The organism is Thioalkalivibrio sp. ALE11, assembly GCF_000381205.1.
Classification (GTDB): domain Bacteria; phylum Pseudomonadota; class Gammaproteobacteria; order Ectothiorhodospirales; family Ectothiorhodospiraceae; genus Thioalkalivibrio.
The window spans coordinates 23,688-49,834 of record NZ_KB906166.1 but is presented as its reverse complement, the minus strand read 5'-3'; the positions used below and the strand labels follow the sequence as shown (position 1 = coordinate 49,834).

Here is a 26,147-nt window from a genome sequence, read left to right as displayed (position 1 = left end):
GGTCCATCCCGGGTGACTCAGACCACCAGCCAGTAGCCGATGTAGACCAGCACCAGCAGGTACACCCCGCGTGGCAGCCATTCGGCCAGGATCTCGCGACGCAGGGCGAGATGCCCTTCCAGCTCGCGGGCGCGGTACTGCAGCACCGAGGGCAGACGGCCGGCCGCCTCGCCGGAGGACAGCAGCCCGGGTTCGCGGTCGGGGTCCAGCAGGGCCTCGCGTCGCAGCGCCTCCACCAACGGCAGCCCCTCCGCACAGGCCGTCGCCGCCGTGTTCAGTCGCCGCCGGAGCTCGCCGGTTTCCGCCGCGGCCAGGCCCTGCAGGGCCTGATCCGCCGGCACACCGGCCCCCAGAACCAGACCCAGATCCTGCAACAGCGCCTGCCGCCGGCCGGCCCCGGGCAGGTGCCCGGGCCGCAGCCACCAGCGCTGCCACACCTGCAGCAGCGGACGCCAGAAACGAAACGCGGCCCAGACCAGCAACCCGGTCACCACCAGCGGCTGAAGCACGGCGAACAGGTAACCGGGGCCATCCAGCACGCCCCGGAACAGCGCCGGCAGGGGCGCGAGCACCAGCGCCACCACCCAGAGCAGCGCCGGCAGCAGCAATCCGGCACGGATCCGTCGTTCGGTGTTCTCCTCGCGATGCAGCCGGTCGGCCAGCAGTCGCAGGGCCCGGTCCAGCCGCCCGGCAACCTTCAGGGCCTTCAGCAGCGGCCGCTCTTCGGGACGGATCCAGCCGGCCGTCTCCAGCGCGCGCACCGGGTCGGCGCGGCCGGCGGGCAGGCCCACCACCCCGCTGGCCCGCTGCCAGTCAACTCCCGCTTCCAGCAGGGTTGCCAGCTCGTCGAGGTGCTGCACGCGTTTCATTTCAGCGGCAAGAGGCCACAACCAGCCGGTCGACCCCCGACCACGTGTCACGTATCACAGGTATCATCAAAGGCTCCCGGCAGCAGAAACAAGCCGCTCAGTATAACCCTCCACCGTGCTGCGTCATCCCTTGGGAAACGCCCGCCCCGCGGGCGGCGGATCTGGACATCCGTGCCTGTCCGGGCAGACTGGTGGGCCATCTTCCTCACGCCGAGCCTGAACAGGAGTCACCCATGAGCATGCAGGAACAGATCACCGCCAAACTGGAGGCGGAGTTCGAGCCGGTGCATCTGGCAGTAGAGAACGAGAGCCACATGCACAACGTGCCGCCGGGCTCGGAATCGCACTTCAAGGTGACCATCGTCTCCGAAGCCTTCCGCGACCAGAAGCTGGTGGCCCGCCACCGCATGGTGAACCGCACCCTGGCCGACGAACTCGCCGGCGGGATCCACGCGCTGGCACTGCATACCCTGGACCCGGATCAGTGGTTCGAGCGCGCGGGCAAGGTGGCCGATTCACCCCCGTGCGAGGGCGGTGACGGCGGCGCGAAGGCCTGATGTCCGTCGCCGAGATCCTGCGTGCCCGCCATGACGGGCCGGGGCTGATGGACCTGCTGGGACGGATCGAGGCGGCCCTCAATCCGGACGCGCCGGCACATGCCGGTGCCCTGGCCGGCATCGACCCGGCCCTGGGCCCGGATACCCACGTGGTGCTGTGGCTGATCGACGGCTTCGCCGACGACTACCGGCGGCACACCCCCCTGATGCAGGCCGACCACCACGCCACGCTGGAGACGGTGTTCCCCAGCACCACGGCCACCGCGATCACCAGCATCCTCACCGGCCGGCATCCGGCGCACCACGGGCTGCTCGGCTGGCACACCCGACTGGCCGAAGCCGCGCGCACCCTGACCGTGCTGATGGCGGAGGAGCGCGGCGCCGATGATCAGGCCACGCGCCTGGACCATCGCGAACTCGCCGCCCGGGTCCGGCCGGACCGGCTGATCGACCGCCTTGGCTGCGCCAGCACCTTCATCGGCCCGAAGTGGATCGGCCACGCCCCCTACAACCGGATGATGAGCGAGGGTGCCGGGTTTGTCGGCTTCGACGGCATCAGCGACCTGCCGGCGCGCGTGGCCGCCCATGTACGCGCGCATCCGGGGCCGCATTTCACCTACGTCTACTGGTCGGAGCTGGACCACCTCGGCCACGAATACGGTCCCGAAAGCCCCGAGGTGGAACACCACCTGAAGCAGCTGGATCTCGCCTACACCGCCACCTGCGCCCAGCTCGCCGGGACCGACGCGGTGATGCTGACCACCGCCGACCACGGCATGCGCCCGGTGGAGCGCCGTCTGGACCTGCGCGAGGCCCCGGCGGTGCAGGCATGCCTGCGGCACCGCCTGACCGGCGAACCGCGCGCCGCGCTGGCCCACGTGCGCGAGGGCCGCGAGGCCGCGTTCGAGGCCGCCATCGCGCAGAGCTTCGGCGACGATATCGCCCTGCTGCCGCGCGAGGCCTGGATGGCCGGCGACACCCCGGCCCCCACCCTCGGCCCCGGACCGGAACATCCGGAGCTGCGGGCCCGCGCCGGCGACTACCTCCTCCTGCCCGCGGCCGACGCCTACCTGGTGGACCCGCCGGCCGATGACGAAGGCCCGTTCTTCCGCGGCGCACACGGCGGGCTCTCGCCCGAGGAACGCCGCATCCCGCTGTTCCTTCGGTCGCTGGCCAATTCCCGGTAAACTGGGGCGCGGACCCGCGGAGATGATCTCCCGGGCCCCAACGCCAACGCGAGCCCGATACAAGATGAACGAGACCGACAGCCCCGAAGAGAGCTACAACAACGCCGCGCGCCGCCTGATCGACCTGGCCAACCGCCTTGCCGAGGACGGTGACGCGGTCGACACCGGCGATGTCGCCGACGGTCTGCTGGCCGGCGCGGTGCACTTCTGGCTGTACAGCCGCCAGCCCTGCGGCGACGTGCGCTGCGAGGAGTGCTCGCCGTTCTCCGATGCCGAGAGCCGCCTGGCCATGCTGCACGAGCTGGTCGACGAACTGGCCCGCGACAGCGAGTACTTCCACGCCAGCACCGACACCACCGTCGGCCACGCCTAGGGAAACGCTGATCAATGTCCACGTTCGCGCTCGAGTCGCTTTTGCGTGCGAACAAGGCGCGGCGACTGCCGTGCAGCATTCTGCACAAGGGAGTCGCAACGCCGTGCGCGCGCAAAAGCGGCCGAGCCCCTGCGGGGTTGGCACCCCAGGTTCCCCGATCCTGCGTTGCGGCCCTTGCCGGTAGAACCACTACCGGCTGCGCACCGCGCCTTGTCTCGGAAAACCTGGGGTGCCAACGCGAGCGTGTACATTGATCAGTGTTTCCCTGGGGAAACACCGCTCGATGACCACGCCCTTCGGGCCGGCGACCGATGCCTGGTTCCGCGAGGCCCTGGGCACCCCCACCGCGATCCAGAGCGCCGGCTGGCCGGTCATCCGCGAGGGCCGGCATGCCCTGCTGATCGCCCCCACAGGCAGCGGCAAGACCCTGGCCGCGTTCCTCGATGCGCTGGACCGGCGGATGGAGGAACAGCCCCCGGAATCGGCCCCGGAATGGGCCCCGGATCCGGAGTGCACCGGAGCCGAAATCACGCCCGGCTACCGCGTGCTGTATGTCTCGCCGCTGAAGGCGCTCGCGGCCGACGTGGAACGCAACCTGCGCGCGCCGCTGACCGGGATCACCCATACCGCCGCACGCCAGGGCCGGCCCGTCGCCACCCCGCGCGTGGACATCCGCACCGGCGACACGCCGCAGACGGAGCGGCGGCGTCAGGCACGCGAACCGGGCGACATCCTGGTCACCACCCCGGAATCGCTTTACCTCCTGCTGGGTTCGCGCGCCGGCGCGACCCTGGAGACGGTGGACACGGTAATCGTCGACGAGGTGCATGCCCTGGCCGGCAGCAAGCGCGGGGCCCATCTGGCGCTGTCGCTGGAACGCCTGAGCGAACGCTGCGCGCGGGATCCGCAGCGCATCGGCCTGTCCGCCACGGTGCACCCGGTCGAGGTCGCACAACAGTTCCTCGGCGGCGACCGCGAGGTCGAGGTCGTGGATGCCGCCGAACCGCCGCGGCTGGATCTGGAGATCGTCACTCCGGAGGAGACGGCGTCCGCGTCCGACCCCGGGACTCCGGGCGCGGACCCGAACGAAACCGACGATAACACCCGCTCCGCAGCCCCGCCGATCGCGGGCGGCTCGCTGCTGGGCCAGGCCTGGCAGCAGGGCGCGGGCCGGCAGGCAACGGGCAGCCCGCCCGGCCCGGCGGTGACGGGGCCGCAGGGCGGGCGCGCGGCCAGTCTGGAACCGCGCCTGCTGGAGGCCATCCTCGCGCATCGTTCGACCATCGTGTTCGTCAACAGCCGCGGCCTGTGCGAACGCCTGGTGCAGCGCATCAACGAGGCATGGCGGGAACGCTGCGACGAGGACGCCCCGGAGGACCTGGTCGCCGCCCACCACGGCAGCGTATCGCATGGCCGGCGGGCCGAAATCGAGGGCCGGCTGAAGACCGGCCACCTGCGCGGGATCATCGCCACCAGCTCGCTGGAGCTCGGCATCGACATGGGGGCCGTGGACCTGGTGGTCATGGTCGAGTCGCCGGGTGCGGTGTCGCGCGGGCTGCAGCGGGCCGGGCGCGCCGGCCACGGGGTCGGCCAGGTGTCGCGCTCGCTGATGCTGCCGCGCTATCGCGGCGATCTGCTGGAATGCGCGGTGATCGGCCAGCGCATGCACGCCGGGGCGCTGGAACCCCTGCAGATGCCCCGGCGCCCGCTGGACGTACTGGCCCAGCAGCTGGTGGCCATGGTCTGCGAGCAGCCGCGCACGGTGGACGAGCTGCACGCCGTGGTCACCCGGGCCGCACCATGGCGCGATCTCGGCCGCGGCCTGCTGGAGGCCACCCTGGACATGCTCGCCGGCAACCTGCCCGGGACCGAACTGGCGGATCTGCGCCCGTGGCTGGCCTGGGACCGCGCGCGCGACGAGCTGACCCCGCGCCGCGGCGCGGCCATGGCCGCCCGCCTGAACGCCGGAACCATCCCCGATCGCGGGCTGTACGCGGTGCATGCCGGCGAAGGCGGCCCGCGCATCGGCGAACTGGACGAGGAGATGGTCTTCGAGCTGAAGACCGGCGAGAACCTGACCCTGGGCGCGAGCACCTGGCACGTGGAGGCGATCACCCGCGATCGCGTGCTGGTCTCGCCCGCCCCCGGCGAGGCCGGCAAGCTGCCGTTCTGGCACGGCGACGGCCCCGGCCGTCCGGTGGAACTGGGGCGCGCCATCGGCGCCGCCGCGGAGACCCTGGCGCGGCTGGAGCCGGCCGCGCGCAGCGACTGGCTCTGCCGCAACGCGCCGCTGTCGCCGGCCGCCGCCGACGAGCTCACGGAGTACATCGGCGAACAGATGGAGGCGGCCGGCGCGGTACCCTCCGACCGGCGCATCGTGGTGGAACGCTTCCGCGACGAACTGGGCGACTGGCGGGTGTGCATCCTGTCACCGTTCGGCGCGCGGGTGCACGCCCCGTGGGCCATGGCCCTGCAGGCGGAGCTGAGCGTCAGCGCCGAGGGCGAGGCCCAGGTGATGTACACCGACGACGGCATCGTGCTGCGCCTGGCGGATCGCGAGGATCTGCCGGATCCGGCGACGCTGTTCCCCGACCCGGACACGGTGGAGGAACTCGTCACCCGCGAGGCGGCCGGCTCCAGCCGCTTCGCCGCGCTGTTCCGCGAAAACGCCGCCCGTGCCCTGCTGCTGGTACGCAACCGTCCCGGACAGCGTACCCCGCTGTGGGCCCAGCGCCTGAAGGCCCAGCAGCTGCTGGCCACGGTGCAGCAGCATGCGCAGTTCCCCGTGGTGCTGGAGACCTACCGCCAGCTGCTGGCGGACGTGTTCGACATGGAGGCCCTGCGCGACCTGCTGGGGCGCGTACAGCAGCGCGAGATCCGGGTGCACGAGGTGGAGACGCCGCGCGCCTCGCCATTCGCCCGCAGCCTGGTCTCGGCATGGGTGGCGGCGTGGATCTACGAGCAGGATGCCCCGGTGGCCGAACGCAAGGCGCAGGCGCTGACCCTGGACCGCGGGATGCTGGCGGAACTGCTGGGCCAGGCCGAACTGCGCGAGCTGATCGACCCCGGGGCGCTGGCAGCGCTGGAGGCCGAACTGGCCCGTACCGTGCCGGGTACCCGCGCCACCGACCCGGACGAACTGCACGACCTGCTGCGCCGCCTCGGCGACCGCAGCGAGGCGGAGCTGGCCGCGTCCTGCGAGGCGCCTCCCGGGCCGTGGCTGCAGCAGCTGCAGGAGGGGCTGCGGGCGGTACGCGTGCACATCGGCGGCGAGCCGCGCTGGATCGCAGCGGAGGACGCCGCACTGTACCGCGATGCAGCGGGCGTGGTGCCCCCGCCGGGGCTGCCGGGCGGCTTTCTGGAACCGCCGGCGCGGCCGCTGGAACAGCTGCTGATCCGCTACGCCCGCAATCGCGGCCCGTTCCGCGCGGAGCAGCCCGCCTCCCGCTACGGGTTGCCGGAGGCCGCCGTGCGCCCGGTACTGGAGGCGCTGGAAGCGGCCGGGCGCCTGCTGCGCGGGGCGATCCGGCCCGGCGGCCACGGCGAGGAATGGTGCGATACCGACGCGCTGCGCCGGCTCAAGCGCCGCACCCTCGCGCAGCTACGCGAGGAGGCCGCCGCGGTGGACGCCGGCACCCTGGGGCGTTTCCTGCCGCAGTGGCAGGGGGTTACCGAACCGGGGCGCGGGACCGAGGCCCTGCACGATGTGCTGGCGCAGCTGGAGGGCATCGCCCTGCCCTGGTCGGCCTGGACCGGACAGGTGCTGCCGATGCGGCTGCAGGACTTCTCGCTGGAACAGCTGGACCTGGCCACGGCCACCGGGGCCTTCGTCTGGGTCGGCTGCGGGGCGCTGGGCCAGCGCGACGGGCGGGTGATGTTCCTGCGCCGGGAACAGGCCGGGGCGTTGCTGGAGCCAGCGGCTGCGGCGGCCGACGCGGACGCGGGGTCGGACGCATCGGCCGAGGACGGCGCTTCCGGGATCGACGGCGACAGCGAGGCCCGCCTGAGGCGCGCGATCCTCGACGCGCTCGACCGGCGCGGGGCCTGCTTCTACATGGAGCTCGAGCGCGCAGCGCGCGAGGCCGTACCCGAGGCCCCGGCGGCCGCCATCGAGGCGGCGCTGTGGGACTGCGTGTGGTCCGGCCTGATCACCAACGACACGGTGGCCCCGCTGCGCGGACTCGGCCAGCGCGGGCGATCCGCCGCGACGCGCGGCCGCCGGGGGCCCGGACGTGGCGCCGGACGGGGTGTCGGCAGGGGGCCGGGTCGGGGGCAGGCAGGCATCGCCGGCGGACGCTGGTCGCGGGTGAGCGATCTGGTGGACCCGACCATCGAGATCACCGAACGCGCCCGCGACCGCACCGAGGTGCTGCTCGCGCGCTACGGCGTGGTCAGTCGCGAGATGGCGCGGGCGGAGGAGTCGCCTGGCGGGTTCGGGCGCATCTATCCCGTGTGCCGCGCCATGGAGGACGCCGGCAAGCTGCGACGCGGGCATTTCGTCGAGGGACTGACGGGGGCCCAGTTCGCGCGCGCCGGCGTGGTCGACCGGCTGCGTTCGCTGGAGGGCAGCGGGCCGGGTGCCGGTGAAGCCAGTGAAGCCGGCGACGCGTGCTGGCTGGCGGCCGTGGACCCGGCCCAGCCCTGGGGCTCGCTGCTGGCCTGGCCCGAGCCACCCCCGGGTGCGCAGCGGCGGCTGCGTCGCGTCGCCGGGGCACTGGTCGCGCTGGTCGACGGGCGTCCGGCGATCTACCTCACGGCGTCCGGGCGGCAGCTGTTCATCTGGCCGGCCGATGTCACGCGCATCGAACCGGCCGACTGGGAACACCGCATCGTCGCCGCGCTGCGCGGGCTGATGGCCGGGCCCTGGCTGCCACGCCGCCGGGGCGTCACCGTGGAACAGATCAACAACCAGCCCGCCCGCCAGTCGCCATGGGCCGAATCCCTGCAGACCGCCGGGGCCCGTGGCGAGGTGCGCGGGCTGCGGCTGGAGCCGACCCGGCCGGTGCGGTGATCCCGCTGGCCCGTGGAGGCCGGCGTTCGGTCCGGGGCGCGCCCGAATCAGGCGCAGCCTCAGACGCGTGTCAGGCCGTCGAGGCCGTCCTGTGCCAGCTTGCGTTCGGCCAGACGCACCGCGGCGACCAGGGCACGCTCCGGCGGCTCTCCGGAGGCGATGGCGTCGATCAGCCCGGCGTTGAAGGCATCCCCGGCGCCCACGCTGTCGATCACCGTAAGACCGGGCGTCGGCGCGCAGTGCTCCACACAGGCGCGGAACCCGATCCAGGCACCGGCGGGGCCGCCGGTGACGGTGATGATGGCCTCCGGGTGTTCCTCCATCAGGGCCCGCAGGGCCGCCTCGCAGGCCGCCGCCGGCTCGTCGCCGATACCGGTGCGCTCAGCTCGCTCCTGCGCCCAGTCGTGCGAGACCATCAGGATGTCGGCGAACGGGATGCAGGCCTCCAGCCCGTCGCGGGGCTTCTCCAGCTCCAGCGAGACCGGGGGGTCGTACACGCAGTCGCGCACCGTGGCCAGCACCCGGGCCAGGACCTCCGGGTTGCGCCCCTCGAAATGCAACCAGTCGTATTCTTCCCAGGCGACGGCGTGCAGGTCTTCCGCCGCCAGTTCGGGCAGATCACGATGATGCACGATGGTGCGCGAACCCGTGTCACGCGCACGCAGGATGTGCGAGGTCGGCGTCGCCCCCGGCCGGCGGACCAGATGGCGGTCGTGGATGCCGCGCTCGCGCAGACGCCGGATCAGGTCGTCACCGGTGGCCCCGTCCGCCACCACCGCGGCCAGTTCCGGAAGATGCCCGAACTGTGCCAGCAGCGCGGCGGTGTTCGTGGCGTTGCCACCGGGACGGGTGCGACTGGCGGCCGCGCGCACCTCGGCGTCCTCGGCGGGATAGGTGTCGACATCCAGTACGTGATCGAGGGTGACGATGCCGGTCGTCAGTATGCGCGCCATGGGCGGGGCTCCGGTCGGAGGATTCAGGGAAACGAAACCGCTGGGGCGCCATTGTGACGTTCCGGCCGGCCGGCGACCAGCGCCGGATTCCCGTATCCCCAACGGTGCGGATACTGGCAGAATTCGCCGCGCGGACCGGGGACTGAAAGAATCCGGCACAAGGAGCCCGCCCCCGCGTTCGCGGAGCGTTCGTGATCATCTGGACAAAGGACAGGACGGCCATGGCGAAATTTTCCTCCCCCGAAGCGGCCGAAGAGGCATTCTACGGCGCGTTCGAAGCCGGTGATCCGGAAGCCATGCGTGCGGTCTGGCAGGACACGCCCGACTGCGTCTGCATCCACCCCGGCGGCGAGCGCCTGCAGGGGATTGAACTGGTCATGGACAGCTGGGACGACATTCTCGCCAGCATGGAAGACACCGTCATCCGACGCTCCGGCCTCACCGTGCTCGGTGGCAGCGACCTGGTCACCCACGTGCTGCACGAACACCTGTACATGGGTGGAGACCTGCGCGGCATGGTCCTGGCCACCAACGCCTACCGTTTCGACGGCCGGAGCTGGCGCATGGTGCTGCACCACGCCAGCCCCGATCCCACCACCCGCTCGCGCTGGAACCGCCGGAGCGTGCACTGATGGCCGGCGATGCGGTCGAGGCCTGCATGGACGCCTACTACCGGGCGTTCCGCGAGGCGGACATCGAACACATGATGGATCTGTGGGCCGACCGTCCGGACATCATCTGCATTCATCCCGGCAGCCCCCGGGCGCACCGCGGCACCACCGAAGTCATGGAAAGCTGGCTGCTGGTGTTTTCGCGCGAGCTGAACATCGGCATCGAACCGCGCATCGTCGGCCGGTTCGAGACCGACGACAGCCTCGGCATGGTGATCGAGGAAGCCATCACCCGGCCGGGCGACGTGGCACCCACGGGCACCATCCTGATCAGCCAGACCTGGCGGCGCGTCGACGGCGGCTGGGGGCTGGCGTTTCACCACGCGTCTCACGGGCGACGCGCAGACCCCAGCCCCGAAGGCATGTTCGTGGCCGGTGGCGGCACCCAGACCCGGCACTGATCACCTCGCGGGCTACTCCGACCCCGCGCGCGGCTCGCACAGGTCCGGACGCTTCATCTGCAGCGCCGAGCACACCCCGTTGACCGCATCCCGCACCCGGCGCCCGCGGCCCTCCAGGACCATGTCCGCAACCTGCCGGTACAGCGGGTCCCGCCGCTCGAACAGCGCCTGCAGTCGGGCCCTCGGATCCTCCGCCTGGTTCAGCAGCGGCCGGTTGCGGCTGCGCCGGGTCCGGCGGAACTGCTCTTCCACCGGCACCCGCAGATAGATCACGAAGGCGTCTTTCAGCCGTTCACGGTTCTCCGGACGCTCCACGATCCCGCCCCCGGTCGCCAGGATGATCCCGTCCTTCTCCAGCAGGGCATCCAGGACCGCTGTCTCGCGCCGCCGGAAGCCCTCCTCGCCTTCGAATTCGAAGATGGTCGGGATATCCACCCCGGTACGCTTGCGGATCTCGTCATCGGTATCATGGAACGCCCGGCGCAAAAGTCCCGCCAGCCCCCGCCCGATCGTACTCTTGCCGGCCCCCATCGGGCCCACCAGGACAATATTCTGCATGCGGGCAGGCTACCGGGACTCCGGAGCAAAAAAAACCCGGGATCCGCAGATCCCGGGTCAAGCCGAGTCACCATCAGGAACCGAACGACCCGTCAGGGTTCGACGGTCAGCTCATAGAGCTCCGGCTCCGATCGTTGCCCATCGTCCGATTCCACATAGACGCCCACATCATACGGGCCCTCCTGCGGATTCTCCTGCGGATTCTCCCAGTAAAGGATACCGGATTCCGTCAGGGTCAAGCCGTCGTTCGCCGGGGTCAGATCATCCGTTTCCAGAGTCCACCGGTACGGCTTCTCGCCTCCACGGGCCTCCAGGATCGTCGCGAACCCAACTCCGGCTTCCGCGGTCAGTTCGGTCCGACCCGCGATCTGCAGCGTCGCCGGGGCCGGCGGCTCACCGTCAATCTCGATGCAGAAGCGCTGCTGGTCAACCTCGGGGTTCGGAGACGTCGAGTCCTCCACTCGCCCGATAAAACACGACTCGCCGAGTCCCGTCGGCGTACCCTGAACCACGCCGGATTCCGCCAGGCTCAACCCCATTGGCAAACTGCCCCCGGCCGTGCTCCAACGGTGCGGGAGGACCCCGCCGGAGGCCTCCAGCTGCACGGCGTAGGACTCCAGCCGTGTACCATCCGGCAGCTGTTCGGCGGTCTCGATCATCAGCGGCGGCCCGAAACCAGTGGTCGTGGAAACCACTGAGGTGGCGCCGAAGACCGGCTGTGCAATGCCATTGTCGATATTGTTGTCTTCCTGATCCGAGGTGACGCCCAGCAGGATGAAACCGGGCTCGGAGCCACTGACCACCTGGAAAGACGTCGCCCCGTCCTCTGTCGCCAGGGGCAACGCATCACCACGCAGGGTGTCACCGTCCGCATTCCTGCCCACCAGATACTCGCCCGCATCCGGGCCGGAGAGGATTTCCACAAACAGGTTGTGTTGCCCGTCCTCCGGATCATCAACAATCCCTCGGTTCTCGTCCAGGAGAAACACGTCGACGGAGTCCGTCTGCGGACCATTGAAACCAGGCGGCCAGATGAGTCCGGTACGGGGAGACAACCACGCCTCGGTGGGCATTCCACTCCCCGTCTGGCCGCCGATCTCTACCGTCGCAGTATCATCCCGTACTTCACCCTCGAAGTTGGGGTCGTCTACAGTACACAGGACCCTGGCTTCACCGGGATTCTCGCGTCCGTGCAGGTGGAACGTCGCACCCCCGGCGTTGCTCTCCAGCACAACGGACCTCGACGGGATGAGGCGCTCGACCGTCTCGCCGGTATCGGGGTCAACAACCTCCTCGGTCTCGTCCGTTCCGTCCAGGTAATAGAGCTCCGCCACATCCAGGCCGACATTGTCGAGGTGGCACTCGAACGTCGCATCGTTCAGCCGCCCCTGGTCATTCTCCGCCTCGACATAGAGGGTCGCGGTGAACGCCCCCCCAACGCGGGGACCGGAGCCTTCATGGTTGAGGGGCAGGGCATCCCGGCCGCTCGCGGTCACATTCAGGTCCACCTGTTCGTTGGTGAACGAGCCGCTGCTGCCGCTACTACCTCCGCCACACGCGGAGAGCATGCCTCCGGCAGCCAGAATCCCGGCGCTCAGTGCCGCCAATTTCCAATTGCGCATGTTGTCCCCTTTCACTTGTTTGTCCCGAACCGAAGCGCCCGTCGCCGTTTCACAAGCGCGTGGCGGTCAGTCCAGTATCCGCGGTGTCACGAAGATGAGCAGTTCCGCCTTCTGTTCCGAACTCGTCCGATTCTTGAAGAAATTTCCAAGGAACGGGATGTCACCAAAGAACGGCACCTGGCTCACCTGTTCGGAGCTTTCGATCTCGTAGACCCCGCCCAGCACAACCGTCTCCCCGTCACCCACAAACACCTGGGTTTCAACGGCACGCCGGTTGATCGTCACGTCGTCAAACACAATGTCGCCGGGCTCATCCTTGGTGACGCGGATGTCCATGATCACGTTGCCGTTCGGCGTGATCTGCGGCGTCACCTCCGTCGCCAGGTAAGCTTCGACCAGTTCGGTATTCGGGTTGCCCGCCTCGTCCTGCACGATGATCGGGATGTCCTGGCCCTGTTCGATCACGGCCGGCTGGCCATTCGTCGTGACCACGCGTGGCGAAGAGATGATCTCCCCCCGGCCCTCGGCCTGAAGGGCCGAAAGCTCCAGATCGAGCAGGATGTTCGGACGCAGGATGCTGAATCCGATGCTGCCCGCATCGCCAGCGGCCGGCAGGCTGCTGGCCAGTCGGCCCGGAGTGTCCGGCACTCCAGTGCCTCCCTGCGAGATTCCGCTCGCCGAATCCAGGTCCCCCGACATTCCGAAGGAGGTGTTGCCGGAGCGTGCCCCGGAACTGACACCGAAACGCGCCCCGAGATCGCGGTTGAAGCTGTCGTCCGCGATCACGATGCGGGTCTCCACCAGCACCTGCTGCACCTGCACGTCCAGGTTCCGCACCAGCTCGCGGATATCCTCGATCCGGCGCTGGGTATCCTGGACCAGCAGCGTGTTGGTCCGGCTGTCGACCGTCATGCTGCCGCGTTCGGAGAGGAAGCGGTCTTCCTCGCCCCGGATCAGCTCGGCGATCTGGCCCGCCTGGGCAAAGTTGATCTGCACGAACTCGGTGCGCAGCGGTTCCAGTTCCTGGCGGTCGCGTTCGGCTTCCATCCGCTGCCGCTCACGGGCGGCGATCTGCTCCGCCGGCCCCACGAACAGCACGTTGCCCTCCATGCGCTTGTCCAGGCCGCGGGACTGCATGATGATGTCCAGCGCCTGATCCCAGGGCACGTTGTTCAGCCGCAGGGTGATGTTGCCGTCGACGTCGTCGCTGACGACGATATTCAGGTCGGTAAAGTCGGCCAGCAGCTGCAGCACCGAGCGGACCTCGATGTCCTGGAAGTTCAGGGACAGGCGCTCGCCGGTAAACTCGCGCTCTTCCTCTTCCCGCGCCTGACGCTCCGCCTCGGTGATCGGCGCCACCTCCAGCACGTACTGCCGGTCGCTCTGGTAGGAGACGACCTCGTACTCGCCCTCGGTGGCCACTTCCATGCGGACCCGGTCGCCATCGGCGACCGTGTCGATGGTTTGCACCGGGGTGGCGAAGTCGACCACGTTCAGACGCCGCTCCATCGACTCGTCGATGGCGGCCCGATCGAACTCGATTTCGATACGGCCGGCCTGTTCACGCACATCGATGGCACCACCACTGCGCGACAGCCCCACCTCGACACGACCCTCGCCCTGGTCGCCACGACGGAAATCGATGTCGGTGAGCTCAACCGGCCGCGCGGAACGGATCGTCCGCGGCTCGGGGTCGCCGACGCGCTCGGCCACGGCTTCGTCCTGCGCGTCGGCTTCGGTCACGCCGCGCCCGAGGGTCACGATGAAGTTGTTGCCATCCACTCGCGTCTGATACTCGGAGGGCTGCGTCAGTCCGAGCACCACCCGGGTACGATCGCCCGATTCCACCGCGGTGGCCTCCAGCAGGGGCCCCAAGTTGAATTCCTTGCGACGGTCGCTCATCACGCTGCCGGCATCCGGCAGGTCGAAGGCGATCCGCGGCGGCGAATCAATCGCGAAGGCGCGGATGTCCGCGGGCGGGGTGTCCGAAAACTGCAGGTTCACCTGCACCCGATCACCGCCAATACTGGCCGCCCGGATATCCTCCAGTTCCTGGGCGGAAACGCCCTGGGACGCCATGAACAGCAGGCCCGCCATCGCGGAGCCCGCCAGTGCGCGCATGGAAGATCCCATGTTCAGCCCCCTGTTGCTGTTGCCGGCATTGTGCCGATATGTCATTTCCATGTTTGTCTCTCCCGGGATCCTACCGATCTTCGGCCCGCTGCAAGGCGATGGAATTATCGCGCTCGATGTGCCCGCCGAAGGCGTCCGGAACCACTTCCACCAGCTCGATGCGGGTGGGCGTGATTTCGACGATCTGACCGTGGTTCTGGCCCATCCAGTTGCCTACCGTGACCTGCTGCACCGAGCGGTCCGGAGTCCGTACCAGGGCATAGCGCATGTTGTCGCGTTCCAGGGTGCCGACCATGGACAGCGAATCCAGCGGGTAGCTTTCCAGGTATTCCCGCGGCCGGTCCGGGTCGATTTCGGCATCGCCCGGCTCGCCCTCGTCCTCCGCGATCTGAGGCTGCTCGATCACGCTGGAGTCAAACGGTGAACGGGTATGCCCCGGATACAGGTAGGGCTCGTGGGGCTCGAGCGTCGGGATCGGTTCGATGCCCGAACCCGGCCGTTCGTGGACCTCGGCGATATAGTTGTGAAGGTCACTCTTGTCCTGGGCGCAGCCACCCAGCAGGCCCGCGCCCAGCACGGCGACCGCCAGGATCCGTACCCGGGGGCTGACGGAGATCCGACTCATCAGTTGTCCTCCAGATAGCGGTAGGTTCGCGCCTCGGCGTTCATGACCAGATCAAAATCCGAGTCACCCGCGCGGCGGATGCGCATGTCGTGCATGGTGACCACGCGGGGCATCGAGGAGACGCCACTGACGAATTCGGCCAGTTCCTCGTAGTCGCCCCGCAGCCGCAGCCGGATCGGCACCTCGGCATAGAAATCCCGTTCCTGATGGGAACGCGGCTCGAACAGCTCGATTTCCAAACCGGTCTGCAGCGCTGTCTGCGACACATCCACCAGCAGGCTGGGGATCTCCGCGCTGGTCGGCAACAGCTCCAGCAGCTCCACGAACATGTCTTCCATTTCCGCGAGCTGTTCGCGGTAATCGTCGAGGTTGGCCGCCCGCTGCTGCTTCTCCTCGAACTCGTCACGCAGCTGCTGTTCCTCGCGCTCCGCCCGTTCAAGTTCGCTGAGCTGGTCGTCGATCACGAAATAGTAGGTGAGGCCCAGAATCACGGCGATGATCACCAGGAGGATCACCCCCTTGACGATCCAGGGTGCCTCGCCAATGTTGTTGAAATCGATCTCGTTGAGGTTCTTCAGGTCCATTGGGCAGTCTCCCTACTCGCCATTGTCCGGCCGGGTCTGCCGTGCGTCGAGGCGGAAATCCCTCACCTGGATACGGCCTTCCTCGCGGGTTTCGATGATCTGCAGGTTGGAGCTGCCCAGCCACGGGGAGTCATCCAGATTGCGCATCATCGCGGAGATGCGGGTGTTGGATTCCGACAGGCCGCGAATCTGAATACGCGATCCGTCCTGAGTGATCTCGTTGACGTAGGTGCCGTCCGGCAGGGTCACCACCATCTGGTCAAACAGGTGGACGGCCTCGGGGCGCTGCGCCTGCAGCGTCTGGATGACGTCCATCCGCGCTACGAGGTCCTCGCGTTTCTCTTCGAGTTCCTCGATCTCGGCGATCTGGCGGTCGAGTTCGCGGATCTCTTCTTCGAGCACCTGATTGCGGTCTTCCTGATGGTCGATCAGGGATTCCATGTAGGTGTAACCACCGAACGCGAGGACCACACCCACCGCTGCGGCCACGCCGGCGGAGACGAAGAATTGCTTGCGCCGCTGCTCGCGGGCACGTTCGCGCCAGGGAAGCAGATTGACAGAAATCATGATGTTTGCCCCCGCAGTGCCAGGCCGCAGGCCGTCAGCAGGGCCGGCGCATCATTGGTGAATCGCTGCTGATTGATGCGGCGGGACAGCGCCATTCCACGGAACGGGTTGGCCACGGAAACCGGCGTGGAGGTGGTTTCCTCCAGCATCTCGTCGACTCCCGGAATGGCCGCACAACCGCCGCCGAGCAGCACGTGATCGATGGTGTCCTGGGGTCGCGTCACATAGAAGTACTGCAGCAACCGCTGGATCTGATCCATCATCGTCTGCTTGAAAGGCTCCAGGACCTCGCTGACGTAATCCGCAGGGAGATCGCCGCTCATCTTCGCCGAGCCGGCTTCCTGATAGCTCATGTTGTAGCGCCGCATGATCTCTTCGGTGAGCATCCGGCCACCGAAATTCTGTTCGCGCGTGTACACGACCCCTTCGGTCTGCGACACGACATAGACCGCCGTCACCGACGAGCCGACGTCCACGATGGCCACCATCGGCTTGTTCTCCCGGTCGGGTATATGCTCCATCAGGCGCTCGGAGGCATGTTCGATGGCATAGGCCTCGACGTCGACCAGCTCCACCGAGAGCTTTGCCGCCTCGGCAATGGCGATGCGCGATTCCACGTTCTCGCGCCGCGAGGCAACGACGAGGACATCCTGCATCTGCGGGTTCTTTGCGTTGGGCCCCAGCACCTGGAAGTCGAGATTGACCTCTTCCAGGGTGTACGGAATGTACTGGTCGGCCTCGACGAACACCTGCCCTTCTAGCTCCGATTCGCTGAGGCTGGCAGACAGCTGGATGGTCTTGGTGATGACGGCCGAGGACGGTACGGCCATCGCGCATTGTTTGAGACGGGAACCGGAGCGCTTGACTGCACGTCCAAGCGCTGCACCAACCGCTTCGGTGTCCTGGCAGACCTTGTCGACCATGACACCGTCCGGCAGCGGCTCGACGGCGAATGCCTCGACCCGATATCCCTTTCCGTGTCGACCAAGCTCGAGGACCTTGACGGCCGCCGAACTGACATCAACGCCCAGCAGTGCGGGCCTGGATTTTCCGAGATTCAGCACACATCCCCCTGTATACCCCGATGATTGCAGCTGGTAGCGTTACAATCTCGAATGCTAGCAACGATTAATATACATGACGTTTTCGGGGTTGCAAATCGCTCTGAAGGCGATCCCTGACCTTCCCCCCACAAAAACTAGAGTCATGCACCGGATTGTGAAGTTTGTCACCGCTCTGGCGGCCATAACCCTGACCCTCGTGATCGCCGGCTCGGCGGCGCTGCTCGGGCTGTACGCCTATTACGCCCCGACACTACCCGAACCGGAAGCCGTACGCGAGGTGCGGTTGCAGACGCCGCTGCAGATCCGGGCGGCGGATGGCAGCCTGATGGGGGAGTTCGCGGAAGAAAGGCGCATTCCGGTGGAGATCGAGGATGTTCCCGAGCCCGTGATCCAGGCGTTTCTGGCCGCCGAGGACGAGCGGTTCTTCCGCCACCCGGGCATCGACGTCTTCGGTCTGGCGCGCGCCGCAGTCAATCTGGTGAGCACCGGGGAACGGACCCAGGGGGGCAGCACCATCACCATGCAGCTTGCCCGCAACATCTTCCTGACCCGGGACCGCACCTACGAGCGCAAGCTGCGCGAGATCTTCCTGGCCATCCGGCTGGAACAGGAACTCGGCAAGGACGAGATCCTGGAGCTGTATCTGAACAAGATCTACCTCGGGCAGCGCGCCTACGGCGTGGAAGCGGCATCGCGCGTGTATTTCGGCCGCTCGCTGGACGAGCTGGAACTCGACGAGATCGCCATCCTGGCAGCCCTGCCCAAGGCCCCGTCCACCACCAACCCGGTGACCAGCCCGGAACGTGCACGCATCCGCCGCGACTACGTCCTCGGCCGGATGCTGGACACCGGCGCCATCTCCGCCGAGGAGCACGCACCGGCCGTGGAGCGGCCGGTCGCGTCGGAACGGCACACTGCACAGACCGAGATCGACGCTCACTGGGTGGCGGAAGATGCCCGCCGCATCGTCGTCAACCTGTGGGGAGAGGACGCTTATCGGCGTGGTCTGCAGGTGTACACGACGATCGACCCCGACTATCAGGAGGCCGCCAACCAGGCATTGCGCGCGGGACTCCTGGAATATGACGAACGTCACGGTTTTCGGGGTCCGGAAGCGCGGCTGTCCGACGACCAGATGGCCTCCGCCGACGCCCGCGAACGGGCACTGAGAAACCTGGGCATTCACGGACGCCTCCTCTATCCCGCCGCGGTGCTGGAGACCGGCGACGACGGGACCCTGCGGGTCGACGGCGGCCGCATCGGGGAGATCGAACTGACCGCCGAGGGTCTGGCGTGGGCGGATTCACCGGACCTCCGGCGAGGGGACGTCATACGGATCCGGGCGCATGAAGAGACCGGGTGGCGACTGGCACAGAAACCCGAAGTCACCGGCTCGCTGATCGCCCAGTCCCCCGACGACGGCGCCATTCTGGCCCTGGCCGGCGGCTTCGACTTTTTCGACAACCATTACAACCGGGCCGTGCAGGCACAACGCCAGCCCGGCTCGGCCTTCAAGCCGCTGGTGTATGCCCTGGCGCTGCGCGAGGGCTACCGGCCACGCAGCACGCTGGTGGATGCCCCGATGGTGTTTGATGACCCGGCCCTGGGGGCGGAATGGCGCCCGCAGAACTATTCGCGCCAGTTCCAGGGTGACACGCCGATGCAGAGCGCGCTGGCGCATTCGCGCAATCTGGCTTCGATCCGTCTGCTCGACACGATCGGCGTTGAGAACGTGCACGATCAGCTGGGACGTTTCGGGCTGGCCCCGGAGCGCCAGCCGCGCAACCTCTCCATGGTGCTGGGCACCGGTTCAGTCACGCCTCTGCAGCTCAACACGGCCTACGGCGTGTTCGCCAGCGGGGGGCGACTGCACAGCCCCTGGATCATCTCGCGGATCGAAACCGTGGATGGCGAGCTGCTCTATCAGGCACCCGCTCCCCGCAGCTGTGAACCGCCCTGCGACAATCCGCCCGGGCAGGACCTGACGCTGTCCACCGGCGAGACGGTTCTGCAGCAACGCGACCCGGTGCCGGTCCTGGAGCCCGGCGTCGCCTGGCAGATGAGCCGGATGCTGAAACACGTAGTGGACGCCGGCACCGGACGGCGGGCGCAGGAACTGGGCCGTTCGGATCTGGCGGGAAAGACCGGCACCACCAACGACTATCGCGACGCATGGTTCGCCGGATTCAACGGCGAACTGGTGGCGACGTCGTGGATCGGGTTCGACGACAACCGGGAGCTCGGCCGCCGCGAGAGCGGAGGGCGGGCTGCCCTGCCAATATGGACCCGCTTCATGGGGAGCGCCCTGGCGGACACCGAGGAAAGCCTTCCGGAACGGCCGGACGACCTGGTACGGGTGGGCATCCTGCCCGACGGCGGGCGCGCCCCCGACGCCGGTGACAGCCGTGCAACCACCGAATGGCTGCTCCCGCAGCAAATTCCCGAGCGTTCGCGCAGCATTCCGGGGGACGACCGCAACGGTCGCGGCCAGCAACCCGAATCGGTCTTTTGACGATGAGCAGCAACGGCTCCCGACTGCGTCATGAACTCGCCCAGGAAGCCGGGCGAATCCTGCTCGACGAGGGCATCCGCGATTTCGGTCTCGCCAAGCGCAAGGCCGCTGAACACCTCGGGGTGGACGCTCGCCACGACATGCCGGCGAACATCGAAATCCAGGATGCCGCACTCGAACGCAGCCGGCTGTTCGCGACCGACGAGAGCCGCCAGGCGTATCGCAACCGCCTTGCGGCGGCACTGCAGGTGATGCAGCGCCTGTCGCATCTGGATCCGCGCCTGGTCGGACCGCTGCTCACGGGGATGATCGAACGCTTCCCGGTGATCAATCTGCACGGATTCGCCGAGACCGTGGAAGAGGTGCTGATCGACCTGGCCGACCGCGGTATCCACTGCGAAACCGGCGAGCGCCGCTACCGCAGCCGGCAGGGCCGTGAGCAGCGCGTGCCCTTCATCGCCTTCCGCGGGCCGGACGACACGGAGGTCGAACTGACGATCTTTCCGCTGGACGGGATCCGCCAGGCGCCACCCTCTCCGGTGGACGGCAAACCCATGGCCCGGGCCGGGGCCGGAGAAGTGGAACGCCTCCTGACGGAGGGTCGCGAGGCGGAACGCCTCTGAGGCGCCCGCACCGCTCCCGGAGCGGGAAGGGTGATTCGGTGCGTTCCCGGCTCAGTCCGCGCGACGGTAATTGACCACCGTGTCGACCATCGCCGCCACACGATCCGGATCGATCGCCGGGTGCACGCCATGCCCGAGGTTGAAGACATGGCCGGTGTCGCGGCCGAAGCCGTCAAGAACACGCCGGGTCTCCTCGCGCACCACGGCTTCCGGGGCATACAGCACGGAGGGATCGAGATTGCCCTGCAGGGCAACACGGTCGCCGACGCGCTGCGCGGCCTCGCCGATCTCCGTCGTCCAGTCCAGCCCCAGGCCATCCGCGCCGGTGGCGGCCTGCGCCTCCAGCCAGGCCCCGCCGCCCTTGGTGAACAGGGTCACCGGGACGCGACGGCCTTCGTTCTCGCGGATCAGGCCGTCGACGATACGCTGCATGTACGCCAGAGAGAATTCGCGGTAGCTGCGCGGTGTCAGCGCACCGCCCCAGGTATCGAAGACCATGACCGCCTGAGCCCCGGCGCGGATCTGCGCATTCAGGTACTCGGTGACCGCATCGGCCACCTTCTGCAGCAGCGCATGCATGGCCTGCGGATCGCCATACAGCAGGCGCTTGGTCTCGGCGAAGTCGCGCGAGCTGCCACCTTCCACCATGTAGGTGGCGAGGGTCCACGGGCTGCCGGCGAAGCCGATCAGCGGCACCTGCCCGTTCAGCTCGCGCCGGATCAGACGCACCGCATCGGTCACGTAGCCCAGCGAGTCCTCCGGGTCGGGGACCGGCAACCGCTCGATGGCGTCCGGGCTGCGCACCGGATCGCGGAATTTCGGCCCCTCGCCGGTCTCGAAGTAGAGGCCCAGCCCCATGGCATCGGGGATGGTGAGGATGTCGGAGAACAGAATGGCGGCATCCAGCGGAAAACGCCGCAGCGGCTGCATGGTGACTTCGCAGGCCAGCTCCGGATTCTGGCACAGGCTCATGAAACTGCCGGCCTGCGCCCGCGTCTCGCGGTACTCGGGCAGATAACGACCGGCCTGACGCATGATCCAGACGGGCGGGCGATCCACCGGTTCGCGAGCCAGTGCCCGCAGGAGGCGGTCGTTTTCAAGTTCCTGGGCCATGCAGTCCTCAGACGCCGAGGTATTCAAGAATGCCTTCGGCGGCCTGGCGGCCCTCGAAGACGGCGGTGACCACCAGGTCGGAGCCGCGGACCATGTCGCCGCCGGCAAAGACCTTCTCGTTGGCGGTCTGGAAGGCATGCCGGCCGGACTCCGGCGCACGGACGCGGCCGCCCTCGTCGATGTCGATGCCGTGTTCGCCGAACCAGTCGGACGGTGACGGACGGAAGCCGAAAGCCACCAGCACGCGGTCGGCGGGGATCACGTACTCGGAACCCGGCACCGGCTCGGGACGCCGCCGGCCACGCTCGTCCGGTGCACCCATCCGGGTGCGCACGACCTTCACGCCCTCGACCTTGTCGTCGCCCACGATCTCGAGCGGTTGCACGTTGAACTCGAAGTGCACGCCCTCCTCGCGCGCATGCACGACCTCCTTGCGCGAGCCCGGCATGTTCTCTTCGTCACGGCGGTAGGCACAGGTCACCGAGGTGGCGCCCTGGCGAATGGAGGTGCGGTTGCAGTCCATTGCGGTGTCGCCGCCGCCGAGGACCACGACCTGCTGCCCGGCCATGTCGACGAAACCGTTCTCGTCGTGCTCCCAGCCCATCACTTCGCGGATGTTGGACACCAGGAACGGCAGGGCCGGATAGACCCCGGGCAGATCCTCGCCGGGAAAGCCGCCCTGCATCGCGTTGTAGGTCCCCATGCCGAGGAAGACCGCGTCGTATTCGTCCAGCAGCGCCTGGAACTCCACGTCGCGGCCGATCTCGGTATTCAGGCGGAACTCCACGCCCATGCCCTCGAGCAGTTCCCGACGGGTGCGGATCACGTTCTTTTCCAGCTTGAACGGGGGGATCCCGAAGGTCAGCAGCCCGCCGATCTCGGGGTAACGGTCATAGACCACCGCCTCGACACCATTGCGCGCGAGGATGTCGGCACAGCCGAGACCGGCCGGCCCGGCGCCGATCACCGCGACCCGCTTGCCGGTCGGCACCACATCCGACAGATCGGGCCGCCAGCCGGCCTTCAGCGCCTCGTCGGTGATGTATTTCTCCACCGAACCGATGGTGACCGCGCCGAAGCCGTCATTCAGGGTGCAGGCACCCTCGCACAGGCGGTCCTGCGGGCACACCCGGCCACAGACCTCCGGCAGGGAGTTGGTCTTGTGCGACATCTCGGCGGCGGCAAACAGATTGCCTTCCTCCACCAGCTTCAGCCAGTTGGGGATGAAGTTGTGGACCGGGCACTTCCACTCACAATAGGGATTGCCGCAGGCCAGGCAGCGCCCGGCCTGCTGGCCGGCGGTGGCGGGATCGAACTGGCCGATGATCTCGCCGAACTCGTGGATGCGGATTTCCGCGGGGGTCTTCTGGGGATCCTGGCGCGGGAGGTCCAGGAACTGCATCGGATTGGTCGCCATGGGTCAGTCGCTCCAACGAAACGGGGTCGGGGCCACAACGGCCGGAGGGCCCGGCACCGGCGCGGCAGATCATACGAGGACTACATTTGACACGGGCCCGTCCGGGGTCAAGATTTCCCCAGTGTTGCGCGGACCTTGCCGCTGACGGCGCCCATGTCGGCACGCCCGAACACCCGCGGCTTGAGTATGCCCATCACCCGGCCCATGTCACCCGGGCCCTCGGCCCCGGTCTCGGCGATGACCTCGGCAATCACCGCATCCAGCGCGGCGTCGTCGAGCGGCTCGGGCATGTAGGCCTCCACCACGGCAATCTCCGCGGCCTCACGGTCGGCGAGATCGTCGCGCCCGCCCTGACGGTACTGCTCGATGGAATCGCGCCGCTGCTTCAGCATGCGATTGAGGATCGCGAGCACGGCGTCGTCGTCCGCGTCGCGGCGCTCGTCGACTTCGAACTGGGAGATTTCCGCCTGAATCTGACGCAGGATCGCCAGACGGTCCCGTTCCCGGGCCCGCATGGCCTGTTTCACGTCATCCTGCAACCGGGCCTTCAGCGACATTCGGCATCCCTCCTCGCAAGGATTCATGCGCAAGCCACGGGCCCGGTCGGGCCGGGGCTCCGCGGGGTTCAGTACAGCCGCGGCCGACGGGTCATGTCGCGCGAATTCTTCTTCAGCTGCCGCTTCACCGCGGCGGCCGCCTTGCGCTTGCGCTCGGCCGTGGGCTTCTCGTAGTACTCGCGGCGGCGGACTTCGGCCACCACACCGGCCTTTTCACAGGTGCGCTTGAAACGGCGCAGGGCAACCTCGAAGGGTTCGTTTTCGCGGACTCGAACGTGCGGCATACAATCTCCGGTTACAGCATTGGTTTCGACGAAACGGTGTACGTTAAGCCATGGCCGGCGCACACGCCCGCCAAGCAGAACGGAGCATGATAATCCAGGACAGCCCCTTTGGAAAAGTCCCGTGATTCGACGCACAGGTTCACGAGCCTGACTTACGAGCACGCGACGTGCACGCTATGATGACCCTATGGAAACCTTGAACGTCGAACTGGGCGAACGCAGCTACCCGATCCACATCGGCCCCGGCGAGGCCGCGCGGGCCGAACGTTTCGCTCCGGTGCTGGAGGGACGGCGCGTCGCGGTCGTCACCAACAGTACCGTGGGTCCGCTGTATGGCGAGCGCCTGCGCGCCAGCCTGGCCGCGGCCGGTGTGCGCGGCGAGCCCCTGTGGATCGAGCTGCCCGACGGCGAATCGCACAAGACCCTGGCGACGGTGGAACAGATCCTGACCCGGCTGCTGGAGGCCCGCTTCGACCGCGGCAGCCGCATCGTCGCACTGGGGGGTGGCGTGGTGGGCGACATCGCCGGTTTTGCCGCCGCGATCTACCAGCGCGGAATCGACTTCGTTCAGGTCCCGACCACCCTGCTCGCGCAAGTCGACTCCTCCGTGGGCGGCAAGACCGGGGTCAACCACCCGCTGGGCAAGAACATGATCGGGTCCTTCCACCAGCCGCGCGCGGTGGTCATCGACACCGACAGCCTGCAGAGCCTGCCGACCCGCGAGCTGCGCGCCGGTCTCGCCGAAGTCATCAAGTACGGCCTGATGCAGGACGCGGATTTCTTCGCCTGGCTGGAGGAACACCTCGACCGCCTGCTCGTCCTGGAACCCGAGGCGCTGGCCCACGCCATCCGCCGCTCCTGTGCCTGCAAGGCCGAAGTGGTCGCCGCGGACGAACGCGAATCCGGCCGCCGCGCCCTGCTCAACCTCGGCCACACCTTCGGCCACGCCATTGAAACCGGCATGGGCTATGGCGCCTGGCTGCACGGCGAGGCGGTAGGCACCGGCATGGCCATGGCCGCCCGGATGTCCGCGCGCATGGGCTGGCTGGCGCCGGCCGACGCCGCGCGCGCCGAGGCCCTGATCCACCGCGCCGGCCTCGACACCCACCCGCCGGCGGAACTGGATGCCGCCCGCTTCCGCGAACTGATGGGGATCGACAAGAAGGTCAGCGAAGGGCGCCTGCGGCTGGTGCTGCTGCGCGGGCTGGGCGCCGCCGAGCTGACCGCCGAGTTCGACGACCACGCGCTGCAACACACCCTCGACGAGACCGCCCGTGCCGCCTGAGACCGCCTCGATCGCCCGCACCCCGAACGGCGTCGGCCTCGCCCCGTGGGCGGCCGCCCCGGAGCGGACACGCGGCCGCCGGCATCCGGAAGACGCCCCGCGCCACCGCAGCGAGTTCCAGCGCGACCGCGACCGGATCGTGCATTCCAGCGCCTTTCGCCGTCTCGAGTACAAGACCCAGGTGTTCATCAGCCACGAGGGCGACCTGTTCCGCAACCGCCTCACGCATTCGCTGGAGGTCGCGCAGATCGGGCGCTCCGTCGCCCGCGCCCTGGGCCTCAACGAAGACCTCACCGAGGCGGTCGCGCTGGCCCATGACCTGGGCCACACCCCGTTCGGCCACACCGGGCAGCACGCCCTGAACGACTGCATGCGCGAACATGGCGGCTTTGAACACAACCTGCAGTCGCTGCGGATCGTGGACCACCTCGAGGCGCATTACGCCGACTTCGACGGCCTCAACCTGACCTTCGAGACCCGCGAAGGGATCCTCAAGCACTGCTCGCCGGAAGACGCCCGCATCCTCGGCGAGGTGGGCGTGCGCTTTCTGCAGCGCGGCCAGCCATCGCTGGAGGCCCAGCTCGCCAACGTCGCCGACGAGATCGCCTACAACAATCACGATGTCGACGACGGCCTGCGCGCCGGCCTGCTGCAGCTGGACCAGCTGGTGGAAGTCCCGCTGTTCCGCGACTGCCTCGACGCGGTGCGCGCGCGCTACCCGAAGCTGGAGGCCCGCCGCGTACAGCACGAAACCGTGCGGCGCATGATCGACACCCTGGTCCAGGACCTGGTCACCACCAGCCGCCAGGCGATCGAGAGCAGCAGTCCGGAGTCGATCGACGCCGTGCGCGCGGAGAGCGGCCCGCTGATCCGCTTCAGCCCGGAGATGGCCGAGCGCAACCGCATGCTCAAGACCTTCCTGCGGGAAAACCTCTACCGGCATCACCAGGTCCATGGCGTAATGCACAAGGCGCGCCAGATCATCCTCGACCTGTTCGCCGCCTTCGACCGCGACCCGCGCCTGATGCCGGAGCACTACCAGCGCCACGCCCGCGCCCTGAGCGAGGATGATCCGCACGGACAGCAGCGCGCCATCGCCGACTACATCGCCGGCATGACCGACCGCCACGCCATCCGCGAACATCACCGCCTGTTCGACCTCGGCACCCTGACCTGACCGC

At 68.4% G+C, this 26,147-nt stretch carries 23 protein-coding genes; 10 read left to right on the top strand and 13 right to left on the bottom strand.

Going from position 1 to position 26,147, the window contains the following annotated elements:
- Nucleotides 1-17 precede the first annotated feature (17 nt).
- Nucleotides 18-869 (bottom strand): type II secretion system F family protein, encoded by an 852-nt coding sequence (locus F620_RS0104245; protein ID WP_026331306.1) that lies wholly within the window; start codon nucleotides 867-869, stop codon nucleotides 18-20.
- A 233-nt stretch (nucleotides 870-1,102) separates the two neighbouring features.
- On the opposite strand from F620_RS0104245, the gene F620_RS0104240 reads away from it, so the two are divergent.
- The 4 genes from F620_RS0104240 to F620_RS0104225 all read left to right on the top strand — a co-directional run bounded on the left by F620_RS0104240 (nucleotide 1,103) and on the right by F620_RS0104225 (nucleotide 7,997).
- The gene (locus F620_RS0104240) at nucleotides 1,103-1,426 is read left to right on the top strand and encodes a BolA family transcriptional regulator (RefSeq protein ID WP_018870981.1); all 324 of its coding nucleotides are present in this window, start codon (nucleotides 1,103-1,105) and stop codon (nucleotides 1,424-1,426) included.
- Nucleotides 1,426-2,613: an alkaline phosphatase family protein gene (locus F620_RS0104235; RefSeq protein WP_019569580.1), complete on the top strand. Its 1,188-nt coding sequence runs from the start codon at nucleotides 1,426-1,428 to the stop codon at nucleotides 2,611-2,613. Before F620_RS0104240 ends, F620_RS0104235 begins: the two co-directional genes overlap by 1 nt.
- Nucleotides 2,614-2,677: 64 nt before the next feature.
- Entirely contained in the window at nucleotides 2,678-2,986 is a 309-nt protein-coding gene (locus tag F620_RS0104230) for a hypothetical protein (protein WP_018870983.1), read from the top strand.
- Nucleotides 2,987-3,269: 283 nt separating this feature from the next.
- Nucleotides 3,270-7,997: a DEAD/DEAH box helicase gene (locus F620_RS0104225; RefSeq protein WP_019569579.1), complete on the top strand. Its 4,728-nt coding sequence runs from the start codon at nucleotides 3,270-3,272 to the stop codon at nucleotides 7,995-7,997.
- 59 nt (nucleotides 7,998-8,056) lie between these two features.
- On the opposite strand, the gene F620_RS0104220 is transcribed toward F620_RS0104225, so the two are convergent.
- Nucleotides 8,057-8,950, bottom strand: coding sequence for a PfkB family carbohydrate kinase (locus F620_RS0104220; RefSeq protein WP_019569578.1), 894 nt, complete (start codon nucleotides 8,948-8,950; stop codon nucleotides 8,057-8,059).
- Between the two features lie 221 nt (nucleotides 8,951-9,171).
- Here F620_RS0104220 and F620_RS0104215 point away from each other — a divergent pair, with 221 nt between their 5' ends.
- Both F620_RS0104215 and F620_RS0104210 read left to right on the top strand, forming a co-directional pair.
- Nucleotides 9,172-9,582: a nuclear transport factor 2 family protein gene (locus F620_RS0104215; protein WP_019569577.1), complete on the top strand. Its 411-nt coding sequence runs from the start codon at nucleotides 9,172-9,174 to the stop codon at nucleotides 9,580-9,582.
- Nucleotides 9,582-10,022 (top strand): nuclear transport factor 2 family protein, encoded by a 441-nt coding sequence (locus F620_RS0104210; RefSeq protein ID WP_019569576.1) that lies wholly within the window; start codon nucleotides 9,582-9,584, stop codon nucleotides 10,020-10,022. The genes F620_RS0104215 and F620_RS0104210 overlap by 1 nt, the downstream gene beginning before the upstream one ends.
- A gap of 12 nt (nucleotides 10,023-10,034) precedes the next feature.
- Here the strand turns inward: F620_RS0104210 and F620_RS0104205 are convergent, their stop codons facing one another.
- The 7 genes from F620_RS0104205 to F620_RS0104175 form a co-directional block, all read right to left on the bottom strand.
- Entirely contained in the window at nucleotides 10,035-10,580 is a 546-nt protein-coding gene (locus tag F620_RS0104205; protein WP_019569575.1) for a shikimate kinase, read from the bottom strand.
- 92 nt (nucleotides 10,581-10,672) lie between these two features.
- Nucleotides 10,673-12,217: a hypothetical protein gene (locus F620_RS14200; RefSeq protein ID WP_019569574.1), complete on the bottom strand. Its 1,545-nt coding sequence runs from the start codon at nucleotides 12,215-12,217 to the stop codon at nucleotides 10,673-10,675.
- 51 nt (nucleotides 12,218-12,268) lie between these two features.
- Nucleotides 12,269-14,386 carry a type IV pilus secretin PilQ gene (gene pilQ / locus F620_RS0104195; RefSeq protein ID WP_019569573.1) on the bottom strand — a complete coding sequence of 706 codons (2,118 nt, stop codon included), beginning with the start codon at nucleotides 14,384-14,386 and terminating at the stop codon, nucleotides 12,269-12,271.
- Nucleotides 14,387-14,405: 19 nt separating this feature from the next.
- Entirely contained in the window at nucleotides 14,406-14,960 is a 555-nt protein-coding gene (locus F620_RS0104190; protein ID WP_018870990.1) for a pilus assembly protein PilP, read from the bottom strand.
- Complete coding sequence (locus F620_RS0104185) at nucleotides 14,960-15,544, bottom strand: type 4a pilus biogenesis protein PilO (protein WP_019569572.1); 585 nt, start codon at nucleotides 15,542-15,544, stop codon at nucleotides 14,960-14,962. The genes F620_RS0104190 and F620_RS0104185 overlap by 1 nt, the downstream gene beginning before the upstream one ends.
- A 12-nt stretch (nucleotides 15,545-15,556) precedes the next feature.
- Nucleotides 15,557-16,111 (bottom strand): PilN domain-containing protein, encoded by a 555-nt coding sequence (locus F620_RS0104180; protein WP_019569571.1) that lies wholly within the window; start codon nucleotides 16,109-16,111, stop codon nucleotides 15,557-15,559.
- Nucleotides 16,108-17,175 carry a pilus assembly protein PilM gene (locus F620_RS0104175; RefSeq protein ID WP_026279590.1) on the bottom strand — a complete coding sequence of 356 codons (1,068 nt, stop codon included), beginning with the start codon at nucleotides 17,173-17,175 and terminating at the stop codon, nucleotides 16,108-16,110. Before F620_RS0104175 ends, F620_RS0104180 begins: the two co-directional genes overlap by 4 nt.
- Nucleotides 17,176-17,317: 142 nt before the next feature.
- Here F620_RS0104175 and F620_RS0104170 point away from each other — a divergent pair, with 142 nt between their 5' ends.
- Together F620_RS0104170 and F620_RS0104165 are read left to right on the top strand one after the other, a co-directional pair.
- A complete protein-coding gene (locus F620_RS0104170; protein WP_019569569.1) occupies nucleotides 17,318-19,687 on the top strand; it encodes a penicillin-binding protein 1A in 2,370 nt (789 codons plus the stop codon).
- Between the two features lie 2 nt (nucleotides 19,688-19,689).
- The gene (locus F620_RS0104165) at nucleotides 19,690-20,310 is read left to right on the top strand and encodes a hypothetical protein (protein ID WP_019569568.1); all 621 of its coding nucleotides are present in this window, start codon (nucleotides 19,690-19,692) and stop codon (nucleotides 20,308-20,310) included.
- Between the two features lie 51 nt (nucleotides 20,311-20,361).
- Here F620_RS0104165 and hemE read toward each other — a convergent pair whose 3' ends face one another.
- The 4 genes from hemE to rpsU all read right to left on the bottom strand — a co-directional run bounded on the left by hemE (nucleotide 20,362) and on the right by rpsU (nucleotide 23,681).
- The gene (hemE, locus tag F620_RS0104160) at nucleotides 20,362-21,423 is read right to left on the bottom strand and encodes a uroporphyrinogen decarboxylase (RefSeq protein WP_019569567.1); all 1,062 of its coding nucleotides are present in this window, start codon (nucleotides 21,421-21,423) and stop codon (nucleotides 20,362-20,364) included.
- 7 nt (nucleotides 21,424-21,430) lie between these two features.
- A complete protein-coding gene (locus tag F620_RS0104155; RefSeq protein WP_019021733.1) occupies nucleotides 21,431-22,840 on the bottom strand; it encodes an FAD-dependent oxidoreductase in 1,410 nt (469 codons plus the stop codon).
- A 107-nt stretch (nucleotides 22,841-22,947) separates the two neighbouring features.
- The gene (locus F620_RS0104150; protein WP_019569566.1) at nucleotides 22,948-23,397 is read right to left on the bottom strand and encodes a GatB/YqeY domain-containing protein; all 450 of its coding nucleotides are present in this window, start codon (nucleotides 23,395-23,397) and stop codon (nucleotides 22,948-22,950) included.
- A 68-nt stretch (nucleotides 23,398-23,465) separates the two neighbouring features.
- Nucleotides 23,466-23,681, bottom strand: a complete 216-nt coding sequence (rpsU, locus tag F620_RS0104145) for a 30S ribosomal protein S21 (protein WP_018870999.1) — start codon at nucleotides 23,679-23,681, stop codon at nucleotides 23,466-23,468.
- A 187-nt stretch (nucleotides 23,682-23,868) separates the two neighbouring features.
- Between rpsU and aroB the strand changes: the two genes are divergently transcribed.
- Both aroB and F620_RS0104135 read left to right on the top strand, forming a co-directional pair.
- Nucleotides 23,869-24,966 (top strand): 3-dehydroquinate synthase, encoded by a 1,098-nt coding sequence (aroB, locus tag F620_RS0104140; RefSeq protein WP_019569565.1) that lies wholly within the window; start codon nucleotides 23,869-23,871, stop codon nucleotides 24,964-24,966.
- Nucleotides 24,956-26,143, top strand: a complete 1,188-nt coding sequence (locus tag F620_RS0104135) for a deoxyguanosinetriphosphate triphosphohydrolase (RefSeq protein ID WP_019021731.1) — start codon at nucleotides 24,956-24,958, stop codon at nucleotides 26,141-26,143. The genes aroB and F620_RS0104135 overlap by 11 nt, the downstream gene beginning before the upstream one ends.
- Nucleotides 26,144-26,147: the final 4 nt, after the last annotated feature.

What these genes read in the sequence shown, in the direction of transcription:
- F620_RS0104245 (WP_026331306.1), bottom strand. Translation starts at nt 869, where the DNA reads ATGAAACGCGTGCAGCACCTCGACGAGCTGGCAACCCTGCTGGAAGCG.
- F620_RS0104240 (WP_018870981.1), top strand. Translation starts at nt 1,103, where the DNA reads ATGAGCATGCAGGAACAGATCACCGCCAAACTGGAGGCGGAGTTCGAG.
- F620_RS0104235 (WP_019569580.1), top strand. Translation starts at nt 1,426, where the DNA reads ATGTCCGTCGCCGAGATCCTGCGTGCCCGCCATGACGGGCCGGGGCTG.
- F620_RS0104230 (WP_018870983.1), top strand. Translation starts at nt 2,678, where the DNA reads ATGAACGAGACCGACAGCCCCGAAGAGAGCTACAACAACGCCGCGCGC.
- F620_RS0104225 (WP_019569579.1), top strand. Translation starts at nt 3,270, where the DNA reads ATGACCACGCCCTTCGGGCCGGCGACCGATGCCTGGTTCCGCGAGGCC.
- F620_RS0104220 (WP_019569578.1), bottom strand. Translation starts at nt 8,950, where the DNA reads ATGGCGCGCATACTGACGACCGGCATCGTCACCCTCGATCACGTACTG.
- F620_RS0104215 (WP_019569577.1), top strand. Translation starts at nt 9,172, where the DNA reads ATGGCGAAATTTTCCTCCCCCGAAGCGGCCGAAGAGGCATTCTACGGC.
- F620_RS0104210 (WP_019569576.1), top strand. Translation starts at nt 9,582, where the DNA reads ATGGCCGGCGATGCGGTCGAGGCCTGCATGGACGCCTACTACCGGGCG.
- F620_RS0104205 (WP_019569575.1), bottom strand. Translation starts at nt 10,580, where the DNA reads ATGCAGAATATTGTCCTGGTGGGCCCGATGGGGGCCGGCAAGAGTACG.
- pilQ (WP_019569573.1), bottom strand. Translation starts at nt 14,386, where the DNA reads ATGGAAATGACATATCGGCACAATGCCGGCAACAGCAACAGGGGGCTG.
- F620_RS0104190 (WP_018870990.1), bottom strand. Translation starts at nt 14,960, where the DNA reads ATGAGTCGGATCTCCGTCAGCCCCCGGGTACGGATCCTGGCGGTCGCC.
- F620_RS0104185 (WP_019569572.1), bottom strand. Translation starts at nt 15,544, where the DNA reads ATGGACCTGAAGAACCTCAACGAGATCGATTTCAACAACATTGGCGAG.
- F620_RS0104180 (WP_019569571.1), bottom strand. Translation starts at nt 16,111, where the DNA reads ATGATTTCTGTCAATCTGCTTCCCTGGCGCGAACGTGCCCGCGAGCAG.
- F620_RS0104170 (WP_019569569.1), top strand. Translation starts at nt 17,318, where the DNA reads ATGCACCGGATTGTGAAGTTTGTCACCGCTCTGGCGGCCATAACCCTG.
- F620_RS0104165 (WP_019569568.1), top strand. Translation starts at nt 19,690, where the DNA reads ATGAGCAGCAACGGCTCCCGACTGCGTCATGAACTCGCCCAGGAAGCC.
- hemE (WP_019569567.1), bottom strand. Translation starts at nt 21,423, where the DNA reads ATGGCCCAGGAACTTGAAAACGACCGCCTCCTGCGGGCACTGGCTCGC.
- F620_RS0104155 (WP_019021733.1), bottom strand. Translation starts at nt 22,840, where the DNA reads ATGGCGACCAATCCGATGCAGTTCCTGGACCTCCCGCGCCAGGATCCC.
- F620_RS0104150 (WP_019569566.1), bottom strand. Translation starts at nt 23,397, where the DNA reads ATGTCGCTGAAGGCCCGGTTGCAGGATGACGTGAAACAGGCCATGCGG.
- rpsU (WP_018870999.1), bottom strand. Translation starts at nt 23,681, where the DNA reads ATGCCGCACGTTCGAGTCCGCGAAAACGAACCCTTCGAGGTTGCCCTG.
- aroB (WP_019569565.1), top strand. Translation starts at nt 23,869, where the DNA reads ATGGAAACCTTGAACGTCGAACTGGGCGAACGCAGCTACCCGATCCAC.